Consider the following 23,397-nt stretch of genomic DNA (forward strand, 5'->3'; position numbering starts at 1 on the left):
ATTAAAATCTATAACTTTATGGTAACTTTAGAAAATTAAACAGTTCTATTCTTGGGAAGCTTACATTTTTATGAGTCGAAACTACAAATTTCATAATCCAGAAGGCTTATATTTCATCAGTTTTTCTGTTGTTGGATGGTTAGATGTTTTTATCAGAAACGAGTACAAAGATTTGTTTGTTGAAAGTTTAAGGTATTGTCAAAAAGAGAAAGGATTAGAAATACATGCTTGGTGTATTATGTCAAGTCACGTACATTTAGTTTTTAGAAGTACAAAAGGTCAAAAGCCAGAGCTATTGATAGGTGACTTGAAAAGATTTACTAGTAAATCCATAGTAAAAGCAATACAAGAAAATCCAAGAGAGAGCAGAAAGGAATTTTTATTAGAGTATTTTAAAAACGAAGGAAAAAAGAGCTCTAATGTAACTAATTATCAGTTTTGGAGGCACGATAATAAACCCATCGAATTATGGAGTGCTAAAGTAATTAAACAGAAAATTGATTATGTACACAACAACCCAGTTGAAGCAGGCTTGGTTTATAAGGCAGAAGATTATGTTTATAGTAGTGCGACAGATTATGCAGATATAAAAGGGCTTGTAGATGATGTTGTTGTATTTAGAACGTTTGATTAATATATAGACACCACTGATTAATATATACATACCACACGATACAATCGTGCGGTAGCGGGGGATACAATCGTGCGGTAGCGGCGGTAAGAGTAAGAAATAAAAACAAGAGGAAACCATAATGTAAAAGTTGTGGTTTTTTTTATGCAGTAAATTAGGAACTAAAAGTTAGAAACCTTTACTGAAAAACTCCACACCACACGATACAATCGTGCGGTAGCGGCGATACAATCGTGCGGTAGCGGGGGGGGGGTTAAAATCATTGAAGATTGGTGATATTTTATTGCAGAAATAGTTTTGTGATTTGGCTCTGGGGGGATATTATTTCGAAGCTGTAATTGGTATCGTTTTTGAGAGGGCCAAGCAATCTTATTACTAACTAAATACACCATTAAACCTTTAAAATGGTCTTTAGAGCGAAAGTACACTATATCATACTTATTTTGTGGGAAAAAAATTCTAAATTGGTTTTGTTTTTAGTGTTAATGTTTGAAAAACCTATTAGATAATTAAACTGTAATAAATGAGTAGACCCTTTAAAAGTGATTTAGTTATAAATGAGCATATTTCAGATATTGGTGTTAAAGCTTATCATGTTGGATTCGATAGAAATCAATTTCGTCTTCAGCCATTAGTAGATATTATTAGAAATGTTATACCAGAATTTTCTTTGGGTTATCATTGTGGTGATAATATTCCATTAACTGAAATTGTTGAAAGACTAAAAGAAGCTGCTGATACAGTGTATCTTACGGAAAAGTATCAAACTCGAGGAGAATTTGGGGAATTGATTTTGCATCTTTTACTGAGAGATTTTCATAATACCATCCCTTTAATTTCAAAGATGTATTTTAAAGACTCTCACAATGTACCAGCACATGGTTTTGATGGAGTACAAATCACTATAAAAGGAGAAGAGAAAAAACTTTGGCTTGGTGAATCAAAATTATATAAGACTGGAAAAGGGGGGATTAGAGATTTAATAAGCGATATTAATAAGCATGTTAATGAAGATTATATAAGGAAAGAATTTAATTTAATATCAAGAAAATTACCAAACAGCGTTCCGGAAATTGAGTATTGGAGGAAGCTTCTGGACAAACACCAAACGTTAGATAAAATATTTTCTAATATAGTAATTCCTATGGTATGTACTTACAACAGTTCTATATTTAATATTCATAACGACAATACAAAGGAGTATTTTGATGATTTTGTAAACGAATGCAATGACTTATTCGATGGGTTTAACAAATCTAAACCTGTAACAAATGTTGAAATAATCCTTTTGTTGCTACCAGTTCCTGACAAAGATGCACTTAATAATGAGTTGGATAAAAGACTTAAATCAATGCAAAACATATGAGTTTTGAATCCTATAATCAAGCCGTTGATTTCCTATCTTCTAGTAAAGAAATTTCAATTGAGGACAGTTTCGATTTATCAAAATATTGTACCTATTTATTGAGAAATAATGAGCGAGAAGGAAGAGATATAGTCATAAGAATTCATGATATTTGGGATTTAATCCCTGAGCCAACCCAACAAATATGGAATGATATTACAGAGTCAGCAGGTTTATATCCATATGTAAACCCTAAACTTTTGTCAAAGAGTGCCTTAATTAGATATGAATACCATAAATCTCCTTTTTTAAAAGATGTTTATCTACATGAAGAACAACAACAATTGTCAATAGAGCTTCAAAGCAAAAGGTCTATTGTTGTTAGTGCTCCCACAAGTTTTGGGAAGAGTCTTTTAATAGAAGAGATTATTGCAAGTCAATTATATAAACAAATAGTAGTTATACAACCTACTTTAGCTTTGTTAGATGAGACTAGGAAAAAGCTTTTAAAATATAAAGATATTTACAAAGTTGTTGTATCAACAAGTCAAGAGCCTGATAATGAAAAAGGAAATATTTTTCTTTTTACTGGCGAAAGAGTTGTAGAATATGATAAATTTCCAGATATAGAATTTTTTGTAATTGACGAATTCTATAAACTAAGCATAGATAGAGACGATGATAGGGCAATTGCGCTTAATCAAGCTTTTCACCGATTACTAAAGTATACCAATAAATTCTATTTATTGGGTCCAATGATTAAGAATATACCCGTAAACTTTAAAAATAAATTTGATTTAACTTGGTTTCCAACAGAGTTTGCAACAGTAGCAGTTGACGAAACAAGCAACTTGGTTGAAGGTCGTCTGAAAGCCAATGAAAAAAAAGAGCTTAAAAAATTAAACCTATTCAACTTTTTAGAAACTCTAAAAGAACAAACAATTATTTACTGTTCCTCACCAAACAAAGCAACTAATTTAGCATTAGAGTTTTTAAGTTTTCTAATGAAGAGTAGAGTTGAAATTGATAATCCATTTGTTTTAGAAAACAATGACATAATAGATTGGATTAAAGAAAGTGTAAATAATAAATGGTCTTTGAATATAGCACTTGAATATGGAATTGCTTTTCATCATGGAGCTTTACCTCGACACTTAGGAAGCTCTATTGTAGATTATTTTAATAACGGCTCTGTTAGGTGGTTATTTTGCACATCGACTCTTATTGAAGGAGTAAACACATCGGCAAAGAATGTTGTCCTATACGACAAAGAAAAGGGTAGGAAACCTATTGACTTTTTTGATTACAAAAACATCGCAGGTCGTTCCGGTCGTATGAAAAAACATTTTGTTGGAAATGTAATAAGGTTCGAAGACCAGCCAGAACAAATGGAACTATTTGTAGATATTCCTCTTTTCAATCAGGAACAAGCTCCATTGGAAATTTTGATTTCTATGCAAGATGAAGATATTGATGAAAAAGCAAAACCTAGATTGGACATTTTCAATAATTTACCTGAAGATTTAAAAGATGTTATTAAACTAAACTCTGGTATTTCAATAGACTCCCAGATTTCTATTGTATCAAAGATTGAATCAGATTTAGATTATTATCACAACCAGCTTTCATGGACTTCATTACCTAAAAATTTTAACAATCTTAGTACAGTTATTGAACTTTGTTGGGATACTTTAACAGGGCCAGGAGATAAAACTTATATAGAAGGAATAGGAAGATTATCTGCAAGATGGTTAGCAAGTTTTACATTCTCTTATATAAATTTAAAATCGATTAATTCAGTCATTAGAGCATATATTAATGATTCATTTTGGATTGAGAGGATACCTGATTTACAAAAGAGAATTGATACTACTACTTATTCAATTTTACATATAACTAGACATTGGTTTGACTATAAATTACCAAAATGGTTGAATGTAGTTTCTAACCTACAGGAATACACTTTCAAAAAGCATAATATGACTTATGGTAACTACTCATTTATTGCAAGTAGTATTGAAAATGGATTTTTGCATCCAAATATTGCTGCATTAAATGAATATGACATTCCACACTCAGCAATAAGAAAATTAAATAAATATGTTAGTAAAGACAAGACTCCAGAAATGAATATTATTAATCTCAACCAATTAACAGATGAAGAACTGATTTCAAATGGTTTATTGAAATATGAGATTGAGAAAATAAGAAAGGCTTTTTAAATAAAAATAGAAAGCACAAATTATTTGACAAACTTTTAAATACTCACTTATTGTTTCATATAAACAAAAATAAAAGTATGTTTTGCAAAAACTAAGTTTAATAAACTCTAACAAAATAATTCTCTTATCTTCAAAACCCAAAATAATTTTCCCCAACTTTGCCCTAAAACAAAAACAATAGTATGAGCAAAACAAAACTAACGATTAACAGCAATGGGTCTGTAAAAGTAGAGGGAGATTTCGAAATAGTAGATGCACAAGGTAATGTGTACGGTTTACAAGGTAGAACGGTATTAGGGATTTGCCGTTGTGGCATGTCTGCCAACAAACCATTTTGCGATGGTGCCCACCGCAACCATTTTGAGCACGACGCCAAAGCCTTCGATTTACCACCAATGAAAGCTAAATAACATAACAGCTTTGCTGTGACACAAAAAAAATCCTGACAGCCTTTGTTAAACGTGTTTAGTTTAAGAAGAGCTATCAGGATTTTATAAAATAAGAGGCTTATTTTATGTGGAAAGGGCTGTTTATTTAATCTCTACCACTTCCAGATCAAAAATAAGGTCTTTCCCCGCTAAAGGATGATTAGCATCTATCACAATACTGTCGTCTTTAACTTCAACCACACGCATATTGGTTTCATGTCCCTCTGGAGATTTAGAAACCAATCCCATACCAACTTCGGGCATGATGTCTGGAGGAAGTTGACTCTTGCTCACTTCCTGTATTAAATCCTGGTTGATGTCTCCATAGGCTTCCTCTTTAGCAACGGTGATGGTTTTCTTTGCGTTTAAAGCCATGTCGATTAAGCCTTTTTCAAAACCAGGTATTAATTGTCCTTGTCCTAAAGTAAACTCTAAGGGGTCTCTTCCTTCGGAACTATCAAAAATTTGTCCGTCAGCTAATTTACCTGTGTAATTGACTTTAACCGTGTTGTTTTCTTTAACTTGATTCATACTATCATTGTAATTTTTGTAAAATACGCTTGGCATAATTTTTATGCGTCCCGTATTTTTTTAAACATATAGAGCCAATGGCCGCGAAAACCACGCCAAAAGACTAAAAAGCGATATAGAATTGCCATAACGCTATAAAACCGACAGGTTTAAAACATGAAAATAATCCGCTAGCCCTTTGATGGTGGTAAAGCAGCACTGGATAGGCTTTTTCAAAATAATCTTAATAAAAAAAATAATTTGGGCTGAAAGGATGTCAGTCAAAGTAAAGATTGTACGATATAGTTCTACAAATACCAAACAAATTAGAGTATCTACATCTATTTAATGCTTTTGTTTTAAGAATTAGGGTTATCGTTTTATTTAAGCATATAATCTATAATTTCATTTAGATTTGACAAAAGATACTAGATTTGTTTTTGTCTAAAAATCAGATTTGAAACGTTTCTATTTTTTATTAATAATTATAAGCGCTCAGCAGTTGTTAGCTCAACAATGGCAGCAAAATTTCAAATTTGTTGAACCAATAAGAACAGAATCCAGTTCGTTTGGGTTGTCTATTGCTACTTACGGCAATTATGCCGCCTTTGGGGCAAGCGCTGTAGATGTTGGTTCTACATTAAACGCGGGGAAAGTCCATATAGCAAAAATGACATGTGAAGGTTGGGTTTTCTATCAAGAATTAACACTAACTGGAACAGAAGATTATTGTGGTTTTGGAAGTATTTTGACTATGGATAATACGACATTAGCCGTTTATGGTTGTGACCCACTCAATCCCAGAGGGGGAAATGCTATTTATATCTACGAAAGGAATATAAATGATTTATATGTTTTTACTCAAAAAATTACTAAACCCGAAAATGTTTTATGGGATAATTTTGCTTCGAGAATGGCTATTTCAGGAGACTTTATGATAGTAGGGGCTTCTTATAACAGTACAGATAATAGTTTAAATAATGTTTCTACATATGCGGGTGCTGCATATATTTATTTTAAAGATACTTCTGGAGTTTGGTCGTTAGTACAAAAAATTACAGCTAGCGATCGTGGTGCAGGAGATAATTTCGGGGAATCTGTAGATATATATGGAAATACTATCATTATAGGGGCTGAAAATGAGGGAGCCAATAGAGCAGGAGCTGCCTATGTTTTTGAAAAAGATGCTAATTTGAATACTTGGAGTGAGGTAACTAAATTGGTTGCTTATGATTTTCGGGGCTTACAGGACAGGTTTGGCGGTATTGTAAAAGTTGATAAGGATATTATTGCTATAACGGCAAGAAGGGACGATGATTATGATAGTGCTTTAAGTGGTGATGGAGGGGGGCCTTTAACATCTTTGGGGTCTGTATATATTTTTAAAAAGAATACCTCTGGAATTTGGCAAGGTATTCAAAAAATAAGAGCTTCAAATGGATCGCTTAATCATTTGTCTTTTGGAGACCGATTGGATTTGTATGATGATATAATAGCGGTAAGGGGTATTGAGTATGAATATGATATAAATGGAAATTTAAGCGCATCATATGGCAATATATATATGTTTCAAAAAGGATTAAATGGTAATTTTAACGAATATCAGATAATTGAACAAGATATAAAACATAATAGTGATGCCTTTGGTCGCGAAATAGTACTTAATGGTGAAAACTTTTTTATTGGTGCATATTGGCATGATTTCGATATTAATGAACAAAATTTCTTGAATGATTCGGGAGCGATATATTTATTCAATACGTATGATTTTGACAACTTAAAAAAACCAACAATAAATTCGATACCAATATTAACGGCTTGTGAAGATCTAGGAAATGGATTTTCTTCAAGTTTCAGTATGTCTAACATAGAAAATTCTTTGGTTGATGATGTAGAAAATTATGTGTTTTATTATAAGGATGAGCAGGGAAGCGATCTGCCGAGTCCACTTCCTGATTTTTACACAAATTCATCGCCATATTCTCAAAGAATTTATGTTCGAGTAGAGAATAAATACAACTCAAATTGTTATGAAGAGACTGAGATTGAATTACAGACTATACAATCATTTGAATTAAATACGATACCAGATTTATATGCTTGCGATACTACCGGAAATGGTTTTTCAGTTTTTAATCTTTCAGAATTGAATTTAGATTTAGTTGATGATGTCTCTCTTTATGATTTTTTATATTTAGATAGTAATGGTAATGATATTAGTGATTTTATTAATGAATCTTATGAGAATTCAACTAGAAATCAGGAAGTAATAACTGCTGTTGTAACTAAGAAAAACACTTTTTGCACTAAAGAAACGACCATAGTTCTAAATGCAGTATCAGGTGGTGTTGATTGCGAAACAGAAATTATTGATTTAAAGATTCCAAAGTTTTTTACTCCAAATGGAGATGGGGTAAATGATGTTTGGAAAATCACTGAAGAGTTTAATCAAAATTACAACGTGTACATTTTTGATAGATATGGAAAACTGTTAAAACGTTTAAATTCTGTTGGTAGTTGGGATGGCAACTTTAACGGATACCCATTGCCATCGGCAGATTATTGGTACAGAATAGTGTTTCAAGACAATACCTATAAATTAGGGCACTTTAGTTTAAAAAGGTAAGTTTTTTATAAATTAACGGTTAATAACTACTAACAATTCCTTTTTAAAACCAACTTCTAAATTGTTATTTTGCGGCTTCAAAATACATGTAAAAAACCTGGTGTGTTATTTGCATTGTTATGTGTTGTACTGTCAGTTCGAGTGATTCGACGCAGGAGAATTGTATCGAGAACCGTTTTAATATATAAGCTTCTCGATGCCGTTTTCTCATACTTCGAAAACCACTCGACACGAGGCGAAGCCGAACTGAACAACGTTAAGTGACGGTACGTTAAAATAAAACCATTAAAATAAACATGAAAGTCTGTATTGCCGAAAAGCCCAGTGTTGCCCGCGAAATCGCTTCTGTTTTAGGAGCGAATACCAAACACGATGGCTATTTTGAAGGCAATGGCTATGCCGTCACCTATACCTTTGGACATTTATGCACCCTCAAAGAACCCAACGATTATAAACCCCATTGGAAAAGTTGGGATTTAAACAACCTACCCATGCTGCCCGAAAAGTTTGAAACCAAAGTGGTGGCGAACTCGGGCATCCAAAAGCAATTCAAAATCGTAAAGCGTTTATTTGATAAAGCTGAGGTTGTGATTAATTGCGGGGATGCGGGGCAAGAAGGAGAGCTCATCCAACGTTGGGTGATGAACGAGGCCAAATACAAAGGCGAGGTACAACGGTTGTGGATTTCATCACTAACCACCGAAGCCATTAAAGAAGGCTTTGAAAACTTAAAGCCATCAACCCAATACGATAATTTATTTTACGCCGGTTTTTCCAGAGCCATTGGCGATTGGCTGTTGGGTATGAATGCCACCAGATTGTACACCTTAAAACACGGTGCCAATAAACAAGTATTGTCCATAGGGCGGGTGCAAACCCCCACCTTGGCGATGGTGGTAAACCGATTTAAAGAGATTGAAAACTTTAAACCGCAGCCGTATTGGGAATTACAAACCTTATACCGAGACACCCTTTTTAGTTACGAAGAAGGTCGTTTTTTAAACAAGGCAGATGGTGAAGTGTTGGCGAATAAAGTAAAAGAAAGCGATTTTGAAATTGTGTCCATCGACAAGAAAAAGGGCAATGAATATGCGCCAAAGCTCTTTGATTTAACAGGCTTGCAGGTGTATTGCAATAATAAGTTTGGGTTTTCGGCAGATGAGACGCTTAAAATAGTTCAAACCCTTTATGAGCAAAAAGTAGTGACTTACCCGAGGGTAGATACCACGTTTTTACCAAATGATGTGTACCCAAAAGTATCAGGTATTTTAAAAAACCTGACCAATTACGCCGCTTTAACACAACCACTTTTAGGAAAAAAGATTAAAAAATCACCGAAAGTATTCAACGATAAAAAAGTCACCGATCACCATGCCATTATCCCCACGGGGATGCAAAGCCACCTGCAATACAATCAGCAACAGGTGTACGACATCATAACCAGACGATTTATTGCAGTGTTTTACGACGATTGTGATGTGGCAAATACCACCGTAATTGGTAAAGCAGCCGAAGTGCATTTTAAAACCACAGGGAAGGAAATCTTAAAAAAAGGCTGGCGGGTCGTTTTTGAAGATCCCAATACTAAAGAAAAGGAAGCCGACATCTTGCCGACCTTTGTAAAAGGGGAGACAGGGCCACACGAACCATCCTTTTTAGAAAAGGAAACCAAACCGCCCAATCAGTTTACGGAAGCGTCTTTATTACGCGCTATGGAAACCGCAGGGAAAGAGGTAGACGATGAAGAGTTACGCGATTTAATGAAGGAAAACGGTATTGGGCGACCCTCAACCCGAGCCAACATTATAGAAACCCTGTTTAAGCGCAAATACATTGTTAGAAACAAAAAACAGGTGCTGCCCACCCAAACAGGGATTCAGTTGATTGACACCATTCAGAATGATTTATTGAAATCAGCAGAATTAACAGGCAGTTGGGAAAAGCAATTAAAAGATATTGAAAAAGGCACGTTTACAGCCAATGCCTTTATAAACAACATGAAGCGTATGGTAGATGCATTAGTGTACGAAGTGCGCAGTGAAACCGTGCGAGCCAATATCTCTCATACCGCCGCAACATCAAAACAAGCCCCTAAAGCGACGAAAAAGAAAGCGACAGGTATCAGCTCCGAAATATGTCCAAAATGCCAGCAGGGGGCTTTATTGAAAGGAAAAACGGCATTTGGGTGTAGTGGTTACAAAGCAGGTTGCGATTTTGTGTTGCCTTTTAGTTTTGCTGGTAAAAAAATATCGGAGAAACAATACATACGATTACTGCAAAAAGGATCGACAGTGAATTTAAAAGACTTTAACATTGAAGGCAAGAGCGTTGAGGGTTTGTTGCGTTTTGATGAGAATTTCAAATTAAAGTTAGAACCGAAGCAAACCGTTTCTAAAACAATCCCAGACACCTTAACCTGTCCGAAATGTAAAAAAGGAACGGTGATAAAAGGCACTGCCGCCTATGGCTGTAGTGACTATAAATCGGGTTGCGATTTCCGAGTGTCTTTTGAAACGGTGCGACAAAAAGTAAACGGACACACCCCGACTAAAGAGCTTGTTTTTAGTATTTTAAAAGCGAGTATTTAAAGTAATGCATAAGGTTGTGAATGTTGTTTAACATTGTTCGGTTCAGCTTCGCTTCGTGTCGAGTGGGTTTCGAAGTATGGGAAAATTGTATCAAGAAGCATCGTAACTTAAAAGGTTCTCGATGCAAAATATTTCGAACCTCTGTACTTCATCGAACTGACAAATGATGTGTATTTATAAGGCATTTAATAAATTATGAGTTTAGTTAAAACGATTCACCGCCATTTCATCATCTACAAACCATACGGTTATTTAAGTCAGTTTTCCAGTAATGCCAGCAAACAACAATCTAAAAAGTTCTTGGGCGCGCTGCATGATTTCCCTGAAGGCATCATGGCCATTGGGAGGTTGGATGAAAAATCGGAAGGCTTATTGTTGTTGACTACCGATGGGAAAATGAGTGATTTTATCAATAGCCAAAAAGTGGAAAAAGAATATTATGCCCAAGTCAATGGCGCGATTACCGATGAAGCTATTGAGCAACTATCTAAAGGGGTGGAAATAGGCTTTGATGGCAAAAAATACATGACCAAGCCATGCGCCGTTTTTAAGTTGGATAACATTCCAGAACTTCCAACACGTTCTAAAAAAATACGGGACGATAGACATGGTCCCACTACATGGGTATCGATAACCTTAAACGAAGGGAAGTTTAGGCAAGTGCGTAAAATGACATCAGCAGTCGGGTTTTCAACCTTGCGATTGGTAAGGGTTCGGGTAGGGAATATCCATTTAGCCAACATGCAAGTTGGGGAGGTTATTGCCGTTGATGGGTTTTGATTTAATCTTCCAGCTTTTGTAATTCCTTGTAATTTCTGTTTAGGCGTTTTAGGAGCCAGCCATAAATAAGTTTATAAAAAAGCCAAATAGCAAATACAAATACCGCTGTGATACCTAGGGTAATACCAAACATGATAATTAACTGTTTGTTGTTGAGATGCGATATGCTGTCTGATAATTCAGGGCTATGAAAAATGAAGAAGTAAGAGCCCACAGCCATAGAAATAAATGCCATAACCAGATTATATATGACATAGTATTTAACGATTTTTCGGGTTCTTAAAATGCTTTCCATTAATTTCTTGGCATTATCGGTGACCGATATGGCTTTATGGGATTTGAAAAGTAAATAAATAAACAATAAAATAATACCGTAGCCGAAAACGGTTAATGCTGCAAATAAATAATTATTACTGTATATGCTCTCTATTCGCTGTTTATAGGCATCTGAAAAGGTATAAGGAATGCAGTTGATTAAAATCCAGAGAACTAATTCGCCAATGCTAATATAAAACAACATCTTAACAATGGAAGACGATTTTTTATGAAGCATTGGGTATATCTCTTTTGCAGATAGTTTTTTATGTTCAGACTGTTTATTCCAGTCTTTTTTTAATAGCTCTAATTCATCCATACATTAAGGATTTAAAATGGTTTTAAGTTTGGTTTTGATCCTGTTCATTTTCACTCGGGCATTCACTTCGCTTATCCCCATGGTTTCACTTATCTCACTATAGTCTTTGTCTTCTAAGTATAAAAAAACCAGTGCCTTGTCAATATCGTTTAATTGGTGCAATGCGTTGTACATAGTCTTAAGTTGTTGCTCTTCGGTGTCGTCATAAGTTTCTGCTTTCATCTTAAATTCAACACCATCAAATCCTTGGGTGGCAATAGTCCGTTTGGATTTTCTGTAGAGCGTGATGGCGGTATTTAATCCAACACGATACATCCAGGTGCTAAACTTAGAGTCTCCCCGAAACTTCGGGTACGCTTTCCAAAGTTGAATGGTAATTTCTTGAAACAAATCATTGTGGGCATCATAATTATTGGTGTACAATCGGCACACTTTATGGATGATATTTTGATGCTTTTCAAGCAATTCAACAAAGCTATGTTCTGGTTCTTTATTCAATGTTTTGGTTTGGTTGTTATATAAGTATTCTAAATGTATTAAATGTTACAACAGGGGTCAGGTTATTTTAGTTTTTCTGTTTTTATCCTGACATAATAGAGCATGATTTAGGGCTGCTTTTTTTAATGTAATGGGTTTGTTTAGGTTGTGGTCAGTGGTTAAATATATGGGTATTATGTGTTTTGTTATATATTTAAACTATCGCTTCATGTAGTATTCTTAAAGTTATGATAATTAATTTTTTAAATGTGTTATATAGATAAAATCTATAGCGTGTTTTTTGAGGTTTTTAAGGTTGAAGTTGTAAGTTTTTATTGGCTAATATATAAAAAAAATAGTTGCCGTAAACATCCTAAAAAAAATTACAAAACCCACTAAAAAAGCCATTTATTTTGAGGGTGTTTTTTTATTTGAAAAACGGGTAATCTTCAGTTCGTCATGCATATTTTACAGTTCGGTTATTTAGAATTTATGGGCCTGTTTTTTTAGGTGACTTTTGTGTCATCATAAAAAAAGAACCAAAAACCATGAAGAAAATAACCACGCTAATAATCGTTTTAATAAGCTTAAAATTTAGTGCACAGCAAACTATTAATGGTCATGTTTTTGACGAAAATAATGTGCCAATATCTGGAGCCAATATTTATTTGGAAGGCACCTATGATGGAGCGACCTCTGTCGATGATGGTAGCTTTTCATTTGAAACAAACGAAACCGGAGATCAAAATTTGGTAATATCTTTTGTGGCCTATGAAACCTTTACTTTGTATGGAAATGTCTCTGAAATGAAACATTTAAACATTAAACTTCGAGAAGATGTAAGCACGTTAGATGCCGTTGTTTTATCTGCCGGTACTTTTTCGGCGGGTGACAATAGTAAAGTAAATGCATTAAAGCCTTTAGATGTGGTGACAACAGCAAGTGCTTTGGGTGATTTTGTTGGAGCTTTACAAACGCTCCCAGGGACGACTACGGTGGCAGAAGATGGGCGGTTGTTTGTCCGTGGAGGCGAGGCCGAAGAAACACAAATATTTATCGACGGCATTCGTGTATTTACTCCTTACACACCAACGACCAATAATTCACCAACACGTGGACGTTATTCTCCTTTTTTGTTTGATGGTATTACCTTTTCCACAGGTGGTTACTCGGCAGAATATGGGCAAGCATTATCCAGTGTATTGTTATTGAATACCATTGATGAACCAGATCAACAAAAAACAGATATTGGGATAATGAGTGTTGGTGCCAGTCTGGGTAATACTCAAAAATGGGATAGTGGTTCGTTAAGTTTTAATACCTCCTATGTTAATTTGGCACCTTATAATGCTGTTTTTTCTAACAGAAATGAATGGATTAAGCCTTTTGAAAGCATTTCTGGAGAATCGGTATTTCGTAAAAAAACAAACGCTGGATTGTTTAAATTATACGGAGCATTTGATAGAACCACTTTCGAATTAACACAAGAAGATATTGATAATAGTCAGGGGTTGTACTTTAAATTAAATAATAACAACCTCTATTTTAATGGCTCTTATCAAGGTGTTTTAAATGATAATTGGTCTTTGTTTGGTGGCTTTAGTTATACCAACGGCCGTAATGATATGCATATCGAAGATCGTTTTATTGATGATGAAGAAAACTCTTTTCATGTAAAATTGAAATTAAGAAACCGTATCAGTAACCGTTTTAAACTCTATTTTGGGGCAGAGTATTTTGCGACTAATTTTAAAGAAGGCTATCAAGATGTTTCCGTAAATAAGGTGTCTTATGGTTTTGATAACAATGTAGCTGCGGCATTTACTGAAGCCGATTTATTTTTATCTAAGAACTTAGCTTTTAAAACGGGTTTACGTGCCGAGTATAGCCAATTGTTTGAAGCTTTTACGGTAGCCCCTAGACTGTCTTTTGCATATAAAATATCTAATAGTAGTCAGTTTTCTTTGGCCTATGGCCGTTTTTATCAAGCCCCAACCAACGTTATTTTAAAGTTTAATCAGGAATTGAAATCTGAAAACACAACGCATTATATTGCTAATTATCAATACAATGGTGAAGGGAAATTGTTTAGGGCAGAAGGTTATTTTAAAGACTACAATAATTTGGTGAAGTATGATTCGGACTTTGCGGGTTTTAATAGTAACTATTCTAATACTGGTTTCGGTTATGCGAAAGGAATAGATTTGTTTTGGAGAGACACAAAAACCTTAAAGAATACGGAATATTGGGTAAGTTACTCGTTATTAGATACCAAGCGGGATTATAAAAATTACCCAACTAAAGCACAACCTAGTTTTGCGAATACCCACAATCGATCAGTTGTTTGGAAATATTGGATAGAAAGTCTGCGAAGCAAAGTCGGTTTTAGTTATGCGCTAGCTTCTGGTAGGCCGTATACAGATCCAAACCTATCAGGGTTTTTAAATGAAAAAACAAAGGCTTATCAGAACCTGAGCTTAAATTGGGCCTATTTAATAACGCCACAAAAAATACTGTATGCTTCTGTAAATAATGTATTGGGCTTTAAAAATATTAATGGCTACCAATATGCCAATACACCCGATGTAAACGGTAATTTTAATAGACGGGCCTTAACGCCAGCAACAGATCAATTCTTTTTTATAGGGTTCTTTTGGACGATTAGTGAGGATAAAAAAAGCAATCAGTTGAATAATTTTTAGATAACAAATGATATCTTATTTTTTCTTATCTATCACTGTCTTCTTTCTTTCCTTCTTTAATCATTTCATTAGCTTCGTCAGAGTCTTCTTTATCTAGGTGCTCGTCATTCTTTTCAGGCTTATTTGTTTCCGAATTAATAAAAAACCGACAGTATAAGGGCAAGTGGTCTGAACCTATATTTTTAAGCGTTTTAAACTCTTCAATACAAATGCTATTGGAGTGAAAAAACAAATCAATGGGAAACCGCAACAATTTATATTTGGCATGGTATGTGGAAAAAAAGCCTCTTCCAATACGGGGGTCTTTCAATCCGGATATCTTTTTAAATAATTTACTCGATTTAGACCAAGCGACATTATTAAAGTCACCAACGACAATTACGGGATTGTTGTATGTCTTCACTTTTTTCCCCATCACTATAATTTCGCCATCCCGCTCTTTGGAAGTGTCTTCTTCTGTAGGGCTTGGTGGGGGTGGATGGGTCCCAAAAAACGTTAGTTTTTCATTGTTTTTGGTCGTTAAATTGGCTTCAATAGAAGGTAAGTCGTCTGCCATGAAATAGTTTACTTTGCAATCATTAACTTCTATTTTTGAGTAAAAATGCATTCCGTATCTATTTTCCAAGGGGACTTTTTTACGATAGGGATACTCTGCATCTAGAACGGATAGAGCCTGTTCCCAATCTGAATTCGATTCCATGGTTAAAAATATATCAGGTTTCAATTCATTAACCAAAGAAATAAATTTTTGATATGCCTTATTGTCTTGATATACATTAAATGAAAGTAAGGAGATGGATTCGGAATTCTTAGGAGCCTTTACCTTGGGAACTAGTTTTTTAAATGGTAGATAAGGCATTAATAAAACGGCATGATTTATTGTAAAAACGAATAAAATAATTTCGGTGATCCAGACATGCATTGGTTGTTGGGGATATATGAGTAACCCAAGCATCAGTATAATGATTAGTAAGATTAAGATTTGTATTCTGGCAAATTCACATATTCTAAAGATCCAATATTGATTGGATATAAGAGGGAGTACGGATGCAATGATCAGTATCATTGAAAAGAAAAAATAGAGGATTGTCCAAATCATTCAACTAATATAGATGATGTTTTTTAATAAATCAAAAACAGAATATGAATTAAAACAGAACTCTCAGGCTGATATTGGGTGTGATACCTAAAGACATATTTTCAACCTTATTGATAATGTCTTGGTTATTGGAAGTGTAGTAAGTATTAATGATGTTTTTCTTGTTTGTGATATTCCAAATAGATGCTCCAATGGTTGCGCGAGACCTATCTGAAATATTAAAAGCATACGTTGCAGAAACATCGGCTCTTAAATAATCATCTAAATTAGAGCTGTTGGGCGACTCGTAATTTATGGTGCCATTGGTACTGTTAATTGGTAGTGTGGTTGGTTTTCCTGAATGCCAATTCAAGCCTAAGGCTAATTTGAAATCTTGTATGGTATAAGCACCAGAGATTGCCAACGTGTGTCTTACATCGGCGTTATTTGGGAAAGGCGTCCCATTATTTAAGTTGTTAAAGAGGTAATCATTTTTATGGTATGAATAGCTTAACCAAGCGTTGAAAATATCATTAAATTGTTTGTTGATTAAAAAATCAAAGCCTTTTATCGTGTAATTGCCTGTTGCTTTAATGAATTGATATTGATTTTGGAAGCCTTGGCTTCTGGAGGTGATACCATCTACTTTTTTAATGAACGTTTCGGCACTTATTAGCAATCTGTTTTTATTGTAATGAAGACCAATAGAAGCCTGTTTGCTTTTTATAACAGGAATGTCTTTGTTATTTGATAATATCCAACGGCGTTTTTCAATACCTAAAAAATCGTTTTGCAAATCGATGATTTGAGAGGTGGTCTGACTTTTGATTTCTCCCAAAACTTCAAATCTGAAATCATTTAAAAATCGATGGCTGAAACTCAGGCGAGGTTCAACTAAAAACAAGTCGAATTTTTTAAAATAATTTAAGCGTGTACCAAACTTTAATTTAGTCTTTGCATTGTTTGAAAGGAGGGAAGTCTCACCATACACGGCATGACTTCTTATGACTTCTTTAATATAACTTCTGAAAACGGGATTGTTAACATCCTCCAGATTGCTAATGCCTACTTCAATGAATTGATAGCCACCATCCATTTTGAATTGACTATTAGGTTTGTAATTGATTTCAAATTTTGCCGAACCGTCGTATACTTCGTTTTCTTGAATTAAACGTTGGTTGTTTGTAACATCATAATTGGTAGCATCCAAATCATAATTAGAGACATAAACTTGAGAAGTGGTAGATAAATAATCACTCCAATCCTTGGTGTAGGTAATGCCACCGGCAAGGTTTTGTTGCGAAAGTTTACTATTCAAAGCGTCACTTTGGTTATTGACGGTAGATTGTTCCTGGTAATTTAAATCATTGTTAATGTTCAAAAAATGGAATCGAACTCTGTCTTTTTTAGTAATATCATATAAAAATTTAACAGCAACATCGTAAAAATAGAAGTCTTCGTTTTTAGAAATGGAATTGTTGCTAGTACTACTTAAATCGGAATCTTGAAAAATGCGTTTAAAATATTGGTCGTAAGTAGGCGTAACCAGTAAATCGGTTACGGAACGACGGGCAGATAGTTGCAATTCCGTTTTATTTGATAAAGGTATTTTGGCAAAAGCATCAGCATTAATTAAATTAAAACCTGCACCTGCTTTAAACTCACCATCCAAGGTGTTGGAAAGTTGCATATCTATAATACTGGAAACACCATCACCATATTTAGCGCTTGTTCCGTTTTTAGACACGTTTACAGATGTTGTTGTGTATGGATTGAATGCTGAAATCAATCCGAAAAAGTGACCAGATTGATACATTTTAATGCCGTCCCAAAGCAATAGGTTTTGATCGTGTGTGCCGCCACGAACATTGATGTTTGAAACGGTTTCGTCAATGCTCAATACCCCAGGAAGTGCTTGAATGGTTTGTAACACATCGGGTTCAATAAGTCCGGGAAGGATGCCAAACGTTTCGGGTTTTATGGTAATACTTCCGTCATTTAATTTGCTAATACCGGAAGTGAGATAATTAGTGACAATTATTTCTTCAAGGCGTTGTGTTTTAAATGTGCCAGGACTGGTTTCTACTTCGTTTTTTTTTATCACTACAAAGCGATTGTCTAATATTTCGAAGTCTAACTCGGTATCTGTTTTAAGGAAACTTAAAGCATCTTCTAGAGACAAATGGTCTTCAGGAAGCCAGGCTTTTTTATCTTCAATATTAGAATCGGCATAGGAAAAACTAATATTATATCTAGCTTCAAGAATTTTTAAAATAACATCAAGCGGTTGCATGTCTTTTTGAACGGTTTGTGCTTTTAGGCTAACTACCTTCAAAAAAAACAAGAAAATAAAAATAGAAAGAATCCCTTTTCTACTCACCTTTAATTATGATGCTATTATTGGTTTTACTATATGTGACATGTAAGGGTAGTGTAATGGATTTTAAAGCAATGTCTATATTATTATGGGTAAAATTACCAGTGAATAATTGTTCGTTATCAATATGCTGAGTTGAGATTTTAACGCCATACTGTCTTTCAAACTCAGCTAAAACAGTTTTATAAGGTAAACTTTTAAATTGGCTTTCGTTATTTAGCCACGAAGGTGTTAGGCTGTTTTCTTTTTCTTTAGCAATTATTTTCCCATCAATAATTAAAAAGCTGTCACCAGGTTTTAATTTTGTTTCTATGGAATTATAAGTAACGCCCACTAACCCTTCGTAGCAAATAACCTCAAAATAATGGTCTCGTTGTTTGACATTAAATTGAGTACCATAAACCGTTACAGTTCCTGATTTTGTTATAACGTTGAAAGTTGAACCTTTTGAAACTTTAAAAAAGCCTTCGCCTTCAAGTTCTACATTGCGTTCATCTTTCCATGATTTTTTATTGAATACTAAGAGAGATTTCGCATTTAAAGATACCATGGAGGCATCTGGTAATTCTATAGTTGTTTTTTGAGCAACATCTGTTGAAATCGTTGTATCTAAAGTCGTTGTATAATAGTATAAGCTAAAACAAATGGCTAGAATAGCAGCAACCCGCATCCATGGTTTAAACCAATGGGTTTGTTTTTTAGTTTTTACTGAGGGTTGTTTGATTTTAGACAAAAGAATTTGTAATGCTTCTGAAGTATCATATTCCTCAGCTTTGAAAGCTTGAACTCCGTTAGATAACTTAATTAAATCATCATAGTCTTCAAGGTTTTTAAACGCTTCAAGTTCTTGATCATTTAGATCGTTATCAAGCCATTTCGATATGAGTGTTTCTCTGTTCATGATTTCTTATACAACTATATAACAGTTAAGTTTTATTTTTTCCTACCTAGGTTTAAAAAAAAGTTTCAAAGTTTTTGAGAAGCAAAGTTTCAAAGTTTACTTTTCCAACAACCAACAACCAACAATCACAACTCCTGAATATCTTTCCGCAACTTTTCCAAAGCCCCATAAATGCGTTTTTCTACCGCTTTGGTTGAAATATCTAAAATAACTGCAATTTCTTTAAAACGTTTGCCTTCAACTCGATTCATCATAAAAGCTTCCCGTTGTGCATCTGTTAAATTGGAAAGTGCTTTCTGTAGTTTATCCATATACTCGGTTTCCTGCATTAAAAACTCAGGGCTTTCATTGGTATATGTTTTGGGTTTGGTCTGTTGATGCTTTAAAATTACTTTTTGGTGGGCTACGTCATTCAACATTAAATTATTGGCAGTGGTGAAAACAAAGCTTTTGGCTTTATCGGGGGTTATTTTGGCACAATTTTCCCAAAGTTTAATAAACGCTTCCTGTACTTTGTCTTTTGGATTTAACAATTCACCAAACTTATAGTATAAAAAATTATGTAAATCTTTTGAGTATTTATTAAAGATGGAAGAAAATAATCGCTCTTCGCAAATATGTTCTTGTAGTTGTTTCTCCATAATAATGGGCGGGTTGGTATTGCTAAATTAAAAAAAAAGCGAACAAGGGGTAGGAATTTTTAAAGCTATCTTGTTTTATATTCAAAAAGCTATGTTGAATCCAAAACTAAATACCATGAAAGCACAAATTAGAACATTCGTATTACTTCCTTTTTTTGCCCTTTTATTTTTTACCTCATGTCAAGATGAAGTGACTGAGGTTACCCCGCCTACAGAAGCAGAAGCTTTAACAGCAGATTCAGAATTAACTGCCAATATGAGTGCGACTGCCAAAATGGATGGTTCTAAAGACAATATTATAGATAATGCCAGTTGTTTATCTGTTCAATTGCCTGTAACTGTTGTTGCTAATGGTCTTGAAATTACTATAGATTCTACAGAGGATTATAAAGTTATCGAGACCATTTTTAATGAGTTTGACGATGATGATGATCGTTTGGAGATTATTTACCCAATTACTATTATTTTATCTGATTATACCGAAGTAACTATTGAAAATCGTGCTGCTTTGGTTGAGCTTATTAAAGACTGCAAAGGTGAAAATGAACCAGATGATGATATTGAATGTATCGATTTTCAATATCCTATGTCATTTTCGGTTTTTAACACCCAATTTCAAATAATTGATAATGTTACTATTGAGAATGACAGACAGTTATTTCTTTTCATTAAACGTGTTAGAAACCGTGAGGTTGTTGCGAGCATAAATTTTCCTATTACTATGGAATATTCAGATGGTTCTACTATTGTTGTGCATAATAATTTAGAGTTGCATAGCACTATTAAAGATGCCAAAGATTTATGTGATGAAGATGATGATAATGATTACCATGATGATGATTTTACTCAAGATGGTTTGGAGGAACTATTAAAAACCTGTTCTTGGGTGGTTTATGAAGTTAACAGAAATCAGAATAGTTTAACTGACATCTACTTAGAATATGTTATGGTGTTTAAAGAAGACGGGGTGGTTAAAGTTCGTAAACGTGGTGGTGATATATTAACAGGAACTTGGGGTACTCGAGTTACAGATCAAGGAGTGGCTATTAAATTAGAGTTTGATTCCTTGGTAGATTTCTCTTTAGAATGGTATGTTTATGAAATTGAACCAGGAAGAATCAAATTATTCGCAGATGGTAGTAATAAAATCATTTTAAAGAAAAACTGTGATATTGTTGTAGAGATCACTAAAGAACGCATAGAAAACTATTTACAGGAATGTTTTTGGAGAGTTGAAAGATTATATGTTGATGGTGTAGAAAATACAAAAGATTACATAGGAACACCATTAAAATTCCTTTCAAATAACGAAGTTAGAATTCGTATAAATGGTGAATTTGTTTCGGGTACGTATGAAGTGCTTCCAAGAAATGGTGGTTTTATTTTGCAAATTACTTTCGATGGAAGAACGGATTTAAAACTGGAATGGTTTGTAACATTCTTGGAACCAGGTTTAATGAAACTTGAAAATGCCAATAATAGAATGGTGTTAGAAAGACATTGTCCAGATGTTGATAATGACTTAACGGTTATTGATGCTGCGCTTATAGCCGGAAGATGGGAAGTTGCTAAATATCAAGTTGGAGATTTAGATAAAACAGTCGGTTATTCCATGCATACTATAGATTTCTTAATAAGTGGAAGAGTAAAAGTTACAGATTCAAATAGTGGCATTATAAACGGGTCTTGGTTAAGCTATAGGCATGAAGGCTTATATTTAGGAATGCTATTCGAAAATATAGCCCCATTTAATGTGTTAAGCCATAGATGGAAAATTACAAGCATAACATCCGGAAGAATTGAGCTTAAAAATTTCAGTTCAACTGGAACTGTAGAAAGTGTATTGGTGCTTGAAAAGAAAATTTGGTAAATTTTGTTTAAAAGGGAAAACTTATTATTTCGATTTTTAGGTTAGTTAAATAGGTTTCCTTTATAAGCTGTCAAATATAAATTTGGCAGCTTTTTTTATTTCCCTTTTTTTGTAAAATGAGACTTCGATAATACACATCAAATCACTAAATTTGCAGTTCTTAAAATTTGAAAAAATACTATGTTTAATAATTTAAGTGAAAAGTTAGATAAAGCGCTACATGTTTTAAAAGGACATGGAAGCATTACAGAAGTTAATGTTGCAGAAACACTTAAAGAAGTGCGTCGCGCTTTATTGGATGCCGATGTTAATTTTAAAATAGCAAAAGATTTTACCACAAGTGTTAAAGAAAAAGCCTTAGGACAAAACGTGTTAACGACGTTACAGCCGGGGCAATTAATGGTTAAGATTGTTAAGGACGAGCTTACGGAATTAATGGGGGGTGATGCAGAAGGGGTCAATCTTTCTGGTACACCAAGCGTTATTTTAATGTCTGGTTTACAAGGGTCTGGTAAAACAACGTTTTCTGGAAAACTAGCGAACTACCTTAAAACAAAAAAATCTAAAAAACCGTTATTGGTAGCTTGTGATGTGTATCGTCCAGCTGCGATAGACCAATTACATATTGTTGGAGAACAAATTAATGTAGAGGTTTTTAGTGATAAAGGAAACACCGATCCAGTGGCTATAGCACAAGCTGGGATCGCTCATGCCAAAGCGAATGGCTATAATGTGGTTATTATAGATACCGCTGGTCGTTTAGCGGTTGATGAAGCTATGATGACCGAAATATCGAACATCCATAAAGCCATAAAGCCTCAAGAGACTTTGTTTGTTGTAGATGCGATGACTGGGCAAGATGCTGTAAATACGGCTAAGTCTTTTAATGATGTCTTGAATTTTGATGGCGTTATTTTAACCAAATTAGATGGTGATACAAGAGGTGGAGCTGCCATTTCTATCAAATCAGTTGTTAATAAACCAATTAAATTTATTGGTACGGGTGAGAAAATGGAAGCTATTGATGTCTTCTATCCATCGCGTATGGCAGACCGTATTCTGGGTATGGGAGATGTGGTGTCTCTTGTAGAGCGTGCTCAAGAACAATTTGATGAAGAAGAGGCTAGAAAACTTCAAAAGAAAATTGCTAAAAACCAGTTTGGATTTGATGATTTCTTAAAACAGATTCAGCAAATCAAAAAAATGGGGAATATGAAAGACCTTGTAGGTATGATTCCTGGTGCTGGGAAAATGATGAAAGATGTCGATATTGATGATAATGCTTTTAAAGGCATTGAAGCTATTATTCATTCCATGACACCAAAAGAAAGAACCAATCCATCCATTATCAATGCTAGCAGAAAAAAACGTATTGGTGATGGATCTGGAACGTCTGTACAACAAGTAAATCAGTTGCTAAAACAATTTGACCAAATGAGCAAAATGATGAAAATGATGCAAGGTGGCGGCGGTAAAAAGATGATGCAAATGATGAAGAATATGCGTTAATTTTTAAGTTAAAAGTTAAAAGTTAAAAGTTAAAAGTTAAAAGTTAAAAGTTAAAAGTTAAAAGTTAAAAGTTAAAAG

17 protein-coding genes are annotated in these 23,397 nt (G+C 34.2%); 10 read left to right on the forward strand and 7 right to left on the reverse strand.

Annotation, left to right across the window (positions count from 1 at the left end; all coding sequences use genetic code 11):
- Positions 1 to 70 precede the first annotated feature (70 nt).
- From DKT72_RS16550 to DKT72_RS16565, 4 genes are all read left to right on the forward strand, one after another.
- Positions 71 to 634 carry an REP-associated tyrosine transposase gene (locus tag DKT72_RS16550; RefSeq protein ID WP_111309862.1) on the forward strand — a complete coding sequence of 188 codons (564 nt, stop codon included), beginning with the start codon at positions 71 to 73 and terminating at the stop codon, positions 632 to 634.
- Positions 635 to 1,154: 520 nt separating this feature from the next.
- On the forward strand, positions 1,155 to 1,997 hold the full coding sequence (locus DKT72_RS16555) for a HamA C-terminal domain-containing protein (RefSeq protein ID WP_111309863.1): 843 nt from the start codon (positions 1,155 to 1,157) through the stop codon (positions 1,995 to 1,997).
- On the forward strand, positions 1,994 to 4,198 hold the full coding sequence (locus tag DKT72_RS16560; protein WP_111309864.1) for a DEAD/DEAH box helicase: 2,205 nt from the start codon (positions 1,994 to 1,996) through the stop codon (positions 4,196 to 4,198). Before DKT72_RS16555 ends, DKT72_RS16560 begins: the two co-directional genes overlap by 4 nt.
- A 182-nt stretch (positions 4,199 to 4,380) precedes the next feature.
- The gene (locus DKT72_RS16565) at positions 4,381 to 4,608 is read left to right on the forward strand and encodes a CDGSH iron-sulfur domain-containing protein (RefSeq protein WP_111309865.1); all 228 of its coding nucleotides are present in this window, start codon (positions 4,381 to 4,383) and stop codon (positions 4,606 to 4,608) included.
- 120 nt (positions 4,609 to 4,728) lie between these two features.
- Here the strand turns inward: DKT72_RS16565 and DKT72_RS16570 are convergent, their stop codons facing one another.
- The gene (locus DKT72_RS16570; protein ID WP_111309876.1) at positions 4,729 to 5,157 is read right to left on the reverse strand and encodes an FKBP-type peptidyl-prolyl cis-trans isomerase; all 429 of its coding nucleotides are present in this window, start codon (positions 5,155 to 5,157) and stop codon (positions 4,729 to 4,731) included.
- A gap of 436 nt (positions 5,158 to 5,593) precedes the next feature.
- Here DKT72_RS16570 and DKT72_RS16575 point away from each other — a divergent pair, with 436 nt between their 5' ends.
- The 3 genes from DKT72_RS16575 (at position 5,594) to DKT72_RS16585 (ending at position 11,130) form a co-directional block, all read left to right on the forward strand.
- On the forward strand, positions 5,594 to 7,762 hold the full coding sequence (locus DKT72_RS16575; protein WP_111309866.1) for a T9SS type B sorting domain-containing protein: 2,169 nt from the start codon (positions 5,594 to 5,596) through the stop codon (positions 7,760 to 7,762).
- A gap of 296 nt (positions 7,763 to 8,058) precedes the next feature.
- A complete protein-coding gene (locus DKT72_RS16580; RefSeq protein WP_111309867.1) occupies positions 8,059 to 10,350 on the forward strand; it encodes a type IA DNA topoisomerase in 2,292 nt (763 codons plus the stop codon).
- Positions 10,351 to 10,545: 195 nt separating this feature from the next.
- On the forward strand, positions 10,546 to 11,130 hold the full coding sequence (locus DKT72_RS16585; RefSeq protein ID WP_111309868.1) for a pseudouridine synthase: 585 nt from the start codon (positions 10,546 to 10,548) through the stop codon (positions 11,128 to 11,130).
- A 1-nt stretch (position 11,131) separates the two neighbouring features.
- On the opposite strand, the gene DKT72_RS16590 is transcribed toward DKT72_RS16585, so the two are convergent.
- Both DKT72_RS16590 and DKT72_RS16595 read right to left on the reverse strand, forming a co-directional pair.
- Entirely contained in the window at positions 11,132 to 11,764 is a 633-nt protein-coding gene (locus DKT72_RS16590) for a DUF8845 family protein (RefSeq protein WP_111309869.1), read from the reverse strand.
- A gap of 3 nt (positions 11,765 to 11,767) precedes the next feature.
- On the reverse strand, positions 11,768 to 12,262 hold the full coding sequence (locus DKT72_RS16595) for an RNA polymerase sigma factor (protein ID WP_111309870.1): 495 nt from the start codon (positions 12,260 to 12,262) through the stop codon (positions 11,768 to 11,770).
- Positions 12,263 to 12,789: 527 nt separating this feature from the next.
- Between DKT72_RS16595 and DKT72_RS16600 the strand changes: the two genes are divergently transcribed.
- Positions 12,790 to 14,943, forward strand: a complete 2,154-nt coding sequence (locus tag DKT72_RS16600; RefSeq protein ID WP_111309871.1) for a TonB-dependent receptor — start codon at positions 12,790 to 12,792, stop codon at positions 14,941 to 14,943.
- A 25-nt stretch (positions 14,944 to 14,968) separates the two neighbouring features.
- Here DKT72_RS16600 and DKT72_RS16605 read toward each other — a convergent pair whose 3' ends face one another.
- The 4 genes from DKT72_RS16605 to DKT72_RS16620 all read right to left on the reverse strand — a co-directional run bounded on the left by DKT72_RS16605 (position 14,969) and on the right by DKT72_RS16620 (position 19,940).
- Positions 14,969 to 15,898 (reverse strand): endonuclease/exonuclease/phosphatase family protein, encoded by a 930-nt coding sequence (locus DKT72_RS16605; RefSeq protein WP_235841752.1) that lies wholly within the window; start codon positions 15,896 to 15,898, stop codon positions 14,969 to 14,971.
- Positions 15,899 to 16,091: 193 nt separating this feature from the next.
- Positions 16,092 to 18,356, reverse strand: coding sequence for a TonB-dependent receptor plug domain-containing protein (locus DKT72_RS16610; RefSeq protein ID WP_111309878.1), 2,265 nt, complete (start codon positions 18,354 to 18,356; stop codon positions 16,092 to 16,094).
- A 37-nt stretch (positions 18,357 to 18,393) separates the two neighbouring features.
- Positions 18,394 to 19,299, reverse strand: coding sequence for a FecR family protein (locus tag DKT72_RS16615; protein ID WP_111309872.1), 906 nt, complete (start codon positions 19,297 to 19,299; stop codon positions 18,394 to 18,396).
- A 125-nt stretch (positions 19,300 to 19,424) separates the two neighbouring features.
- Entirely contained in the window at positions 19,425 to 19,940 is a 516-nt protein-coding gene (locus tag DKT72_RS16620) for an RNA polymerase sigma factor (RefSeq protein WP_220628144.1), read from the reverse strand.
- Between the two features lie 115 nt (positions 19,941 to 20,055).
- Between DKT72_RS16620 and DKT72_RS16625 the strand changes: the two genes are divergently transcribed.
- Positions 20,056 to 21,810: a hypothetical protein gene (locus DKT72_RS16625; RefSeq protein ID WP_162623348.1), complete on the forward strand. Its 1,755-nt coding sequence runs from the start codon at positions 20,056 to 20,058 to the stop codon at positions 21,808 to 21,810.
- Positions 21,811 to 21,990: 180 nt separating this feature from the next.
- Positions 21,991 to 23,319 carry a signal recognition particle protein gene (gene ffh, locus DKT72_RS16630; protein ID WP_111309875.1) on the forward strand — a complete coding sequence of 443 codons (1,329 nt, stop codon included), beginning with the start codon at positions 21,991 to 21,993 and terminating at the stop codon, positions 23,317 to 23,319.
- The last annotated feature ends 78 nt before the right edge of the window (positions 23,320 to 23,397 follow it).

Source organism: Confluentibacter sediminis (assembly GCF_003258355.1).
GTDB lineage: Bacteria > Bacteroidota > Bacteroidia > Flavobacteriales > Flavobacteriaceae > Confluentibacter > Confluentibacter sediminis.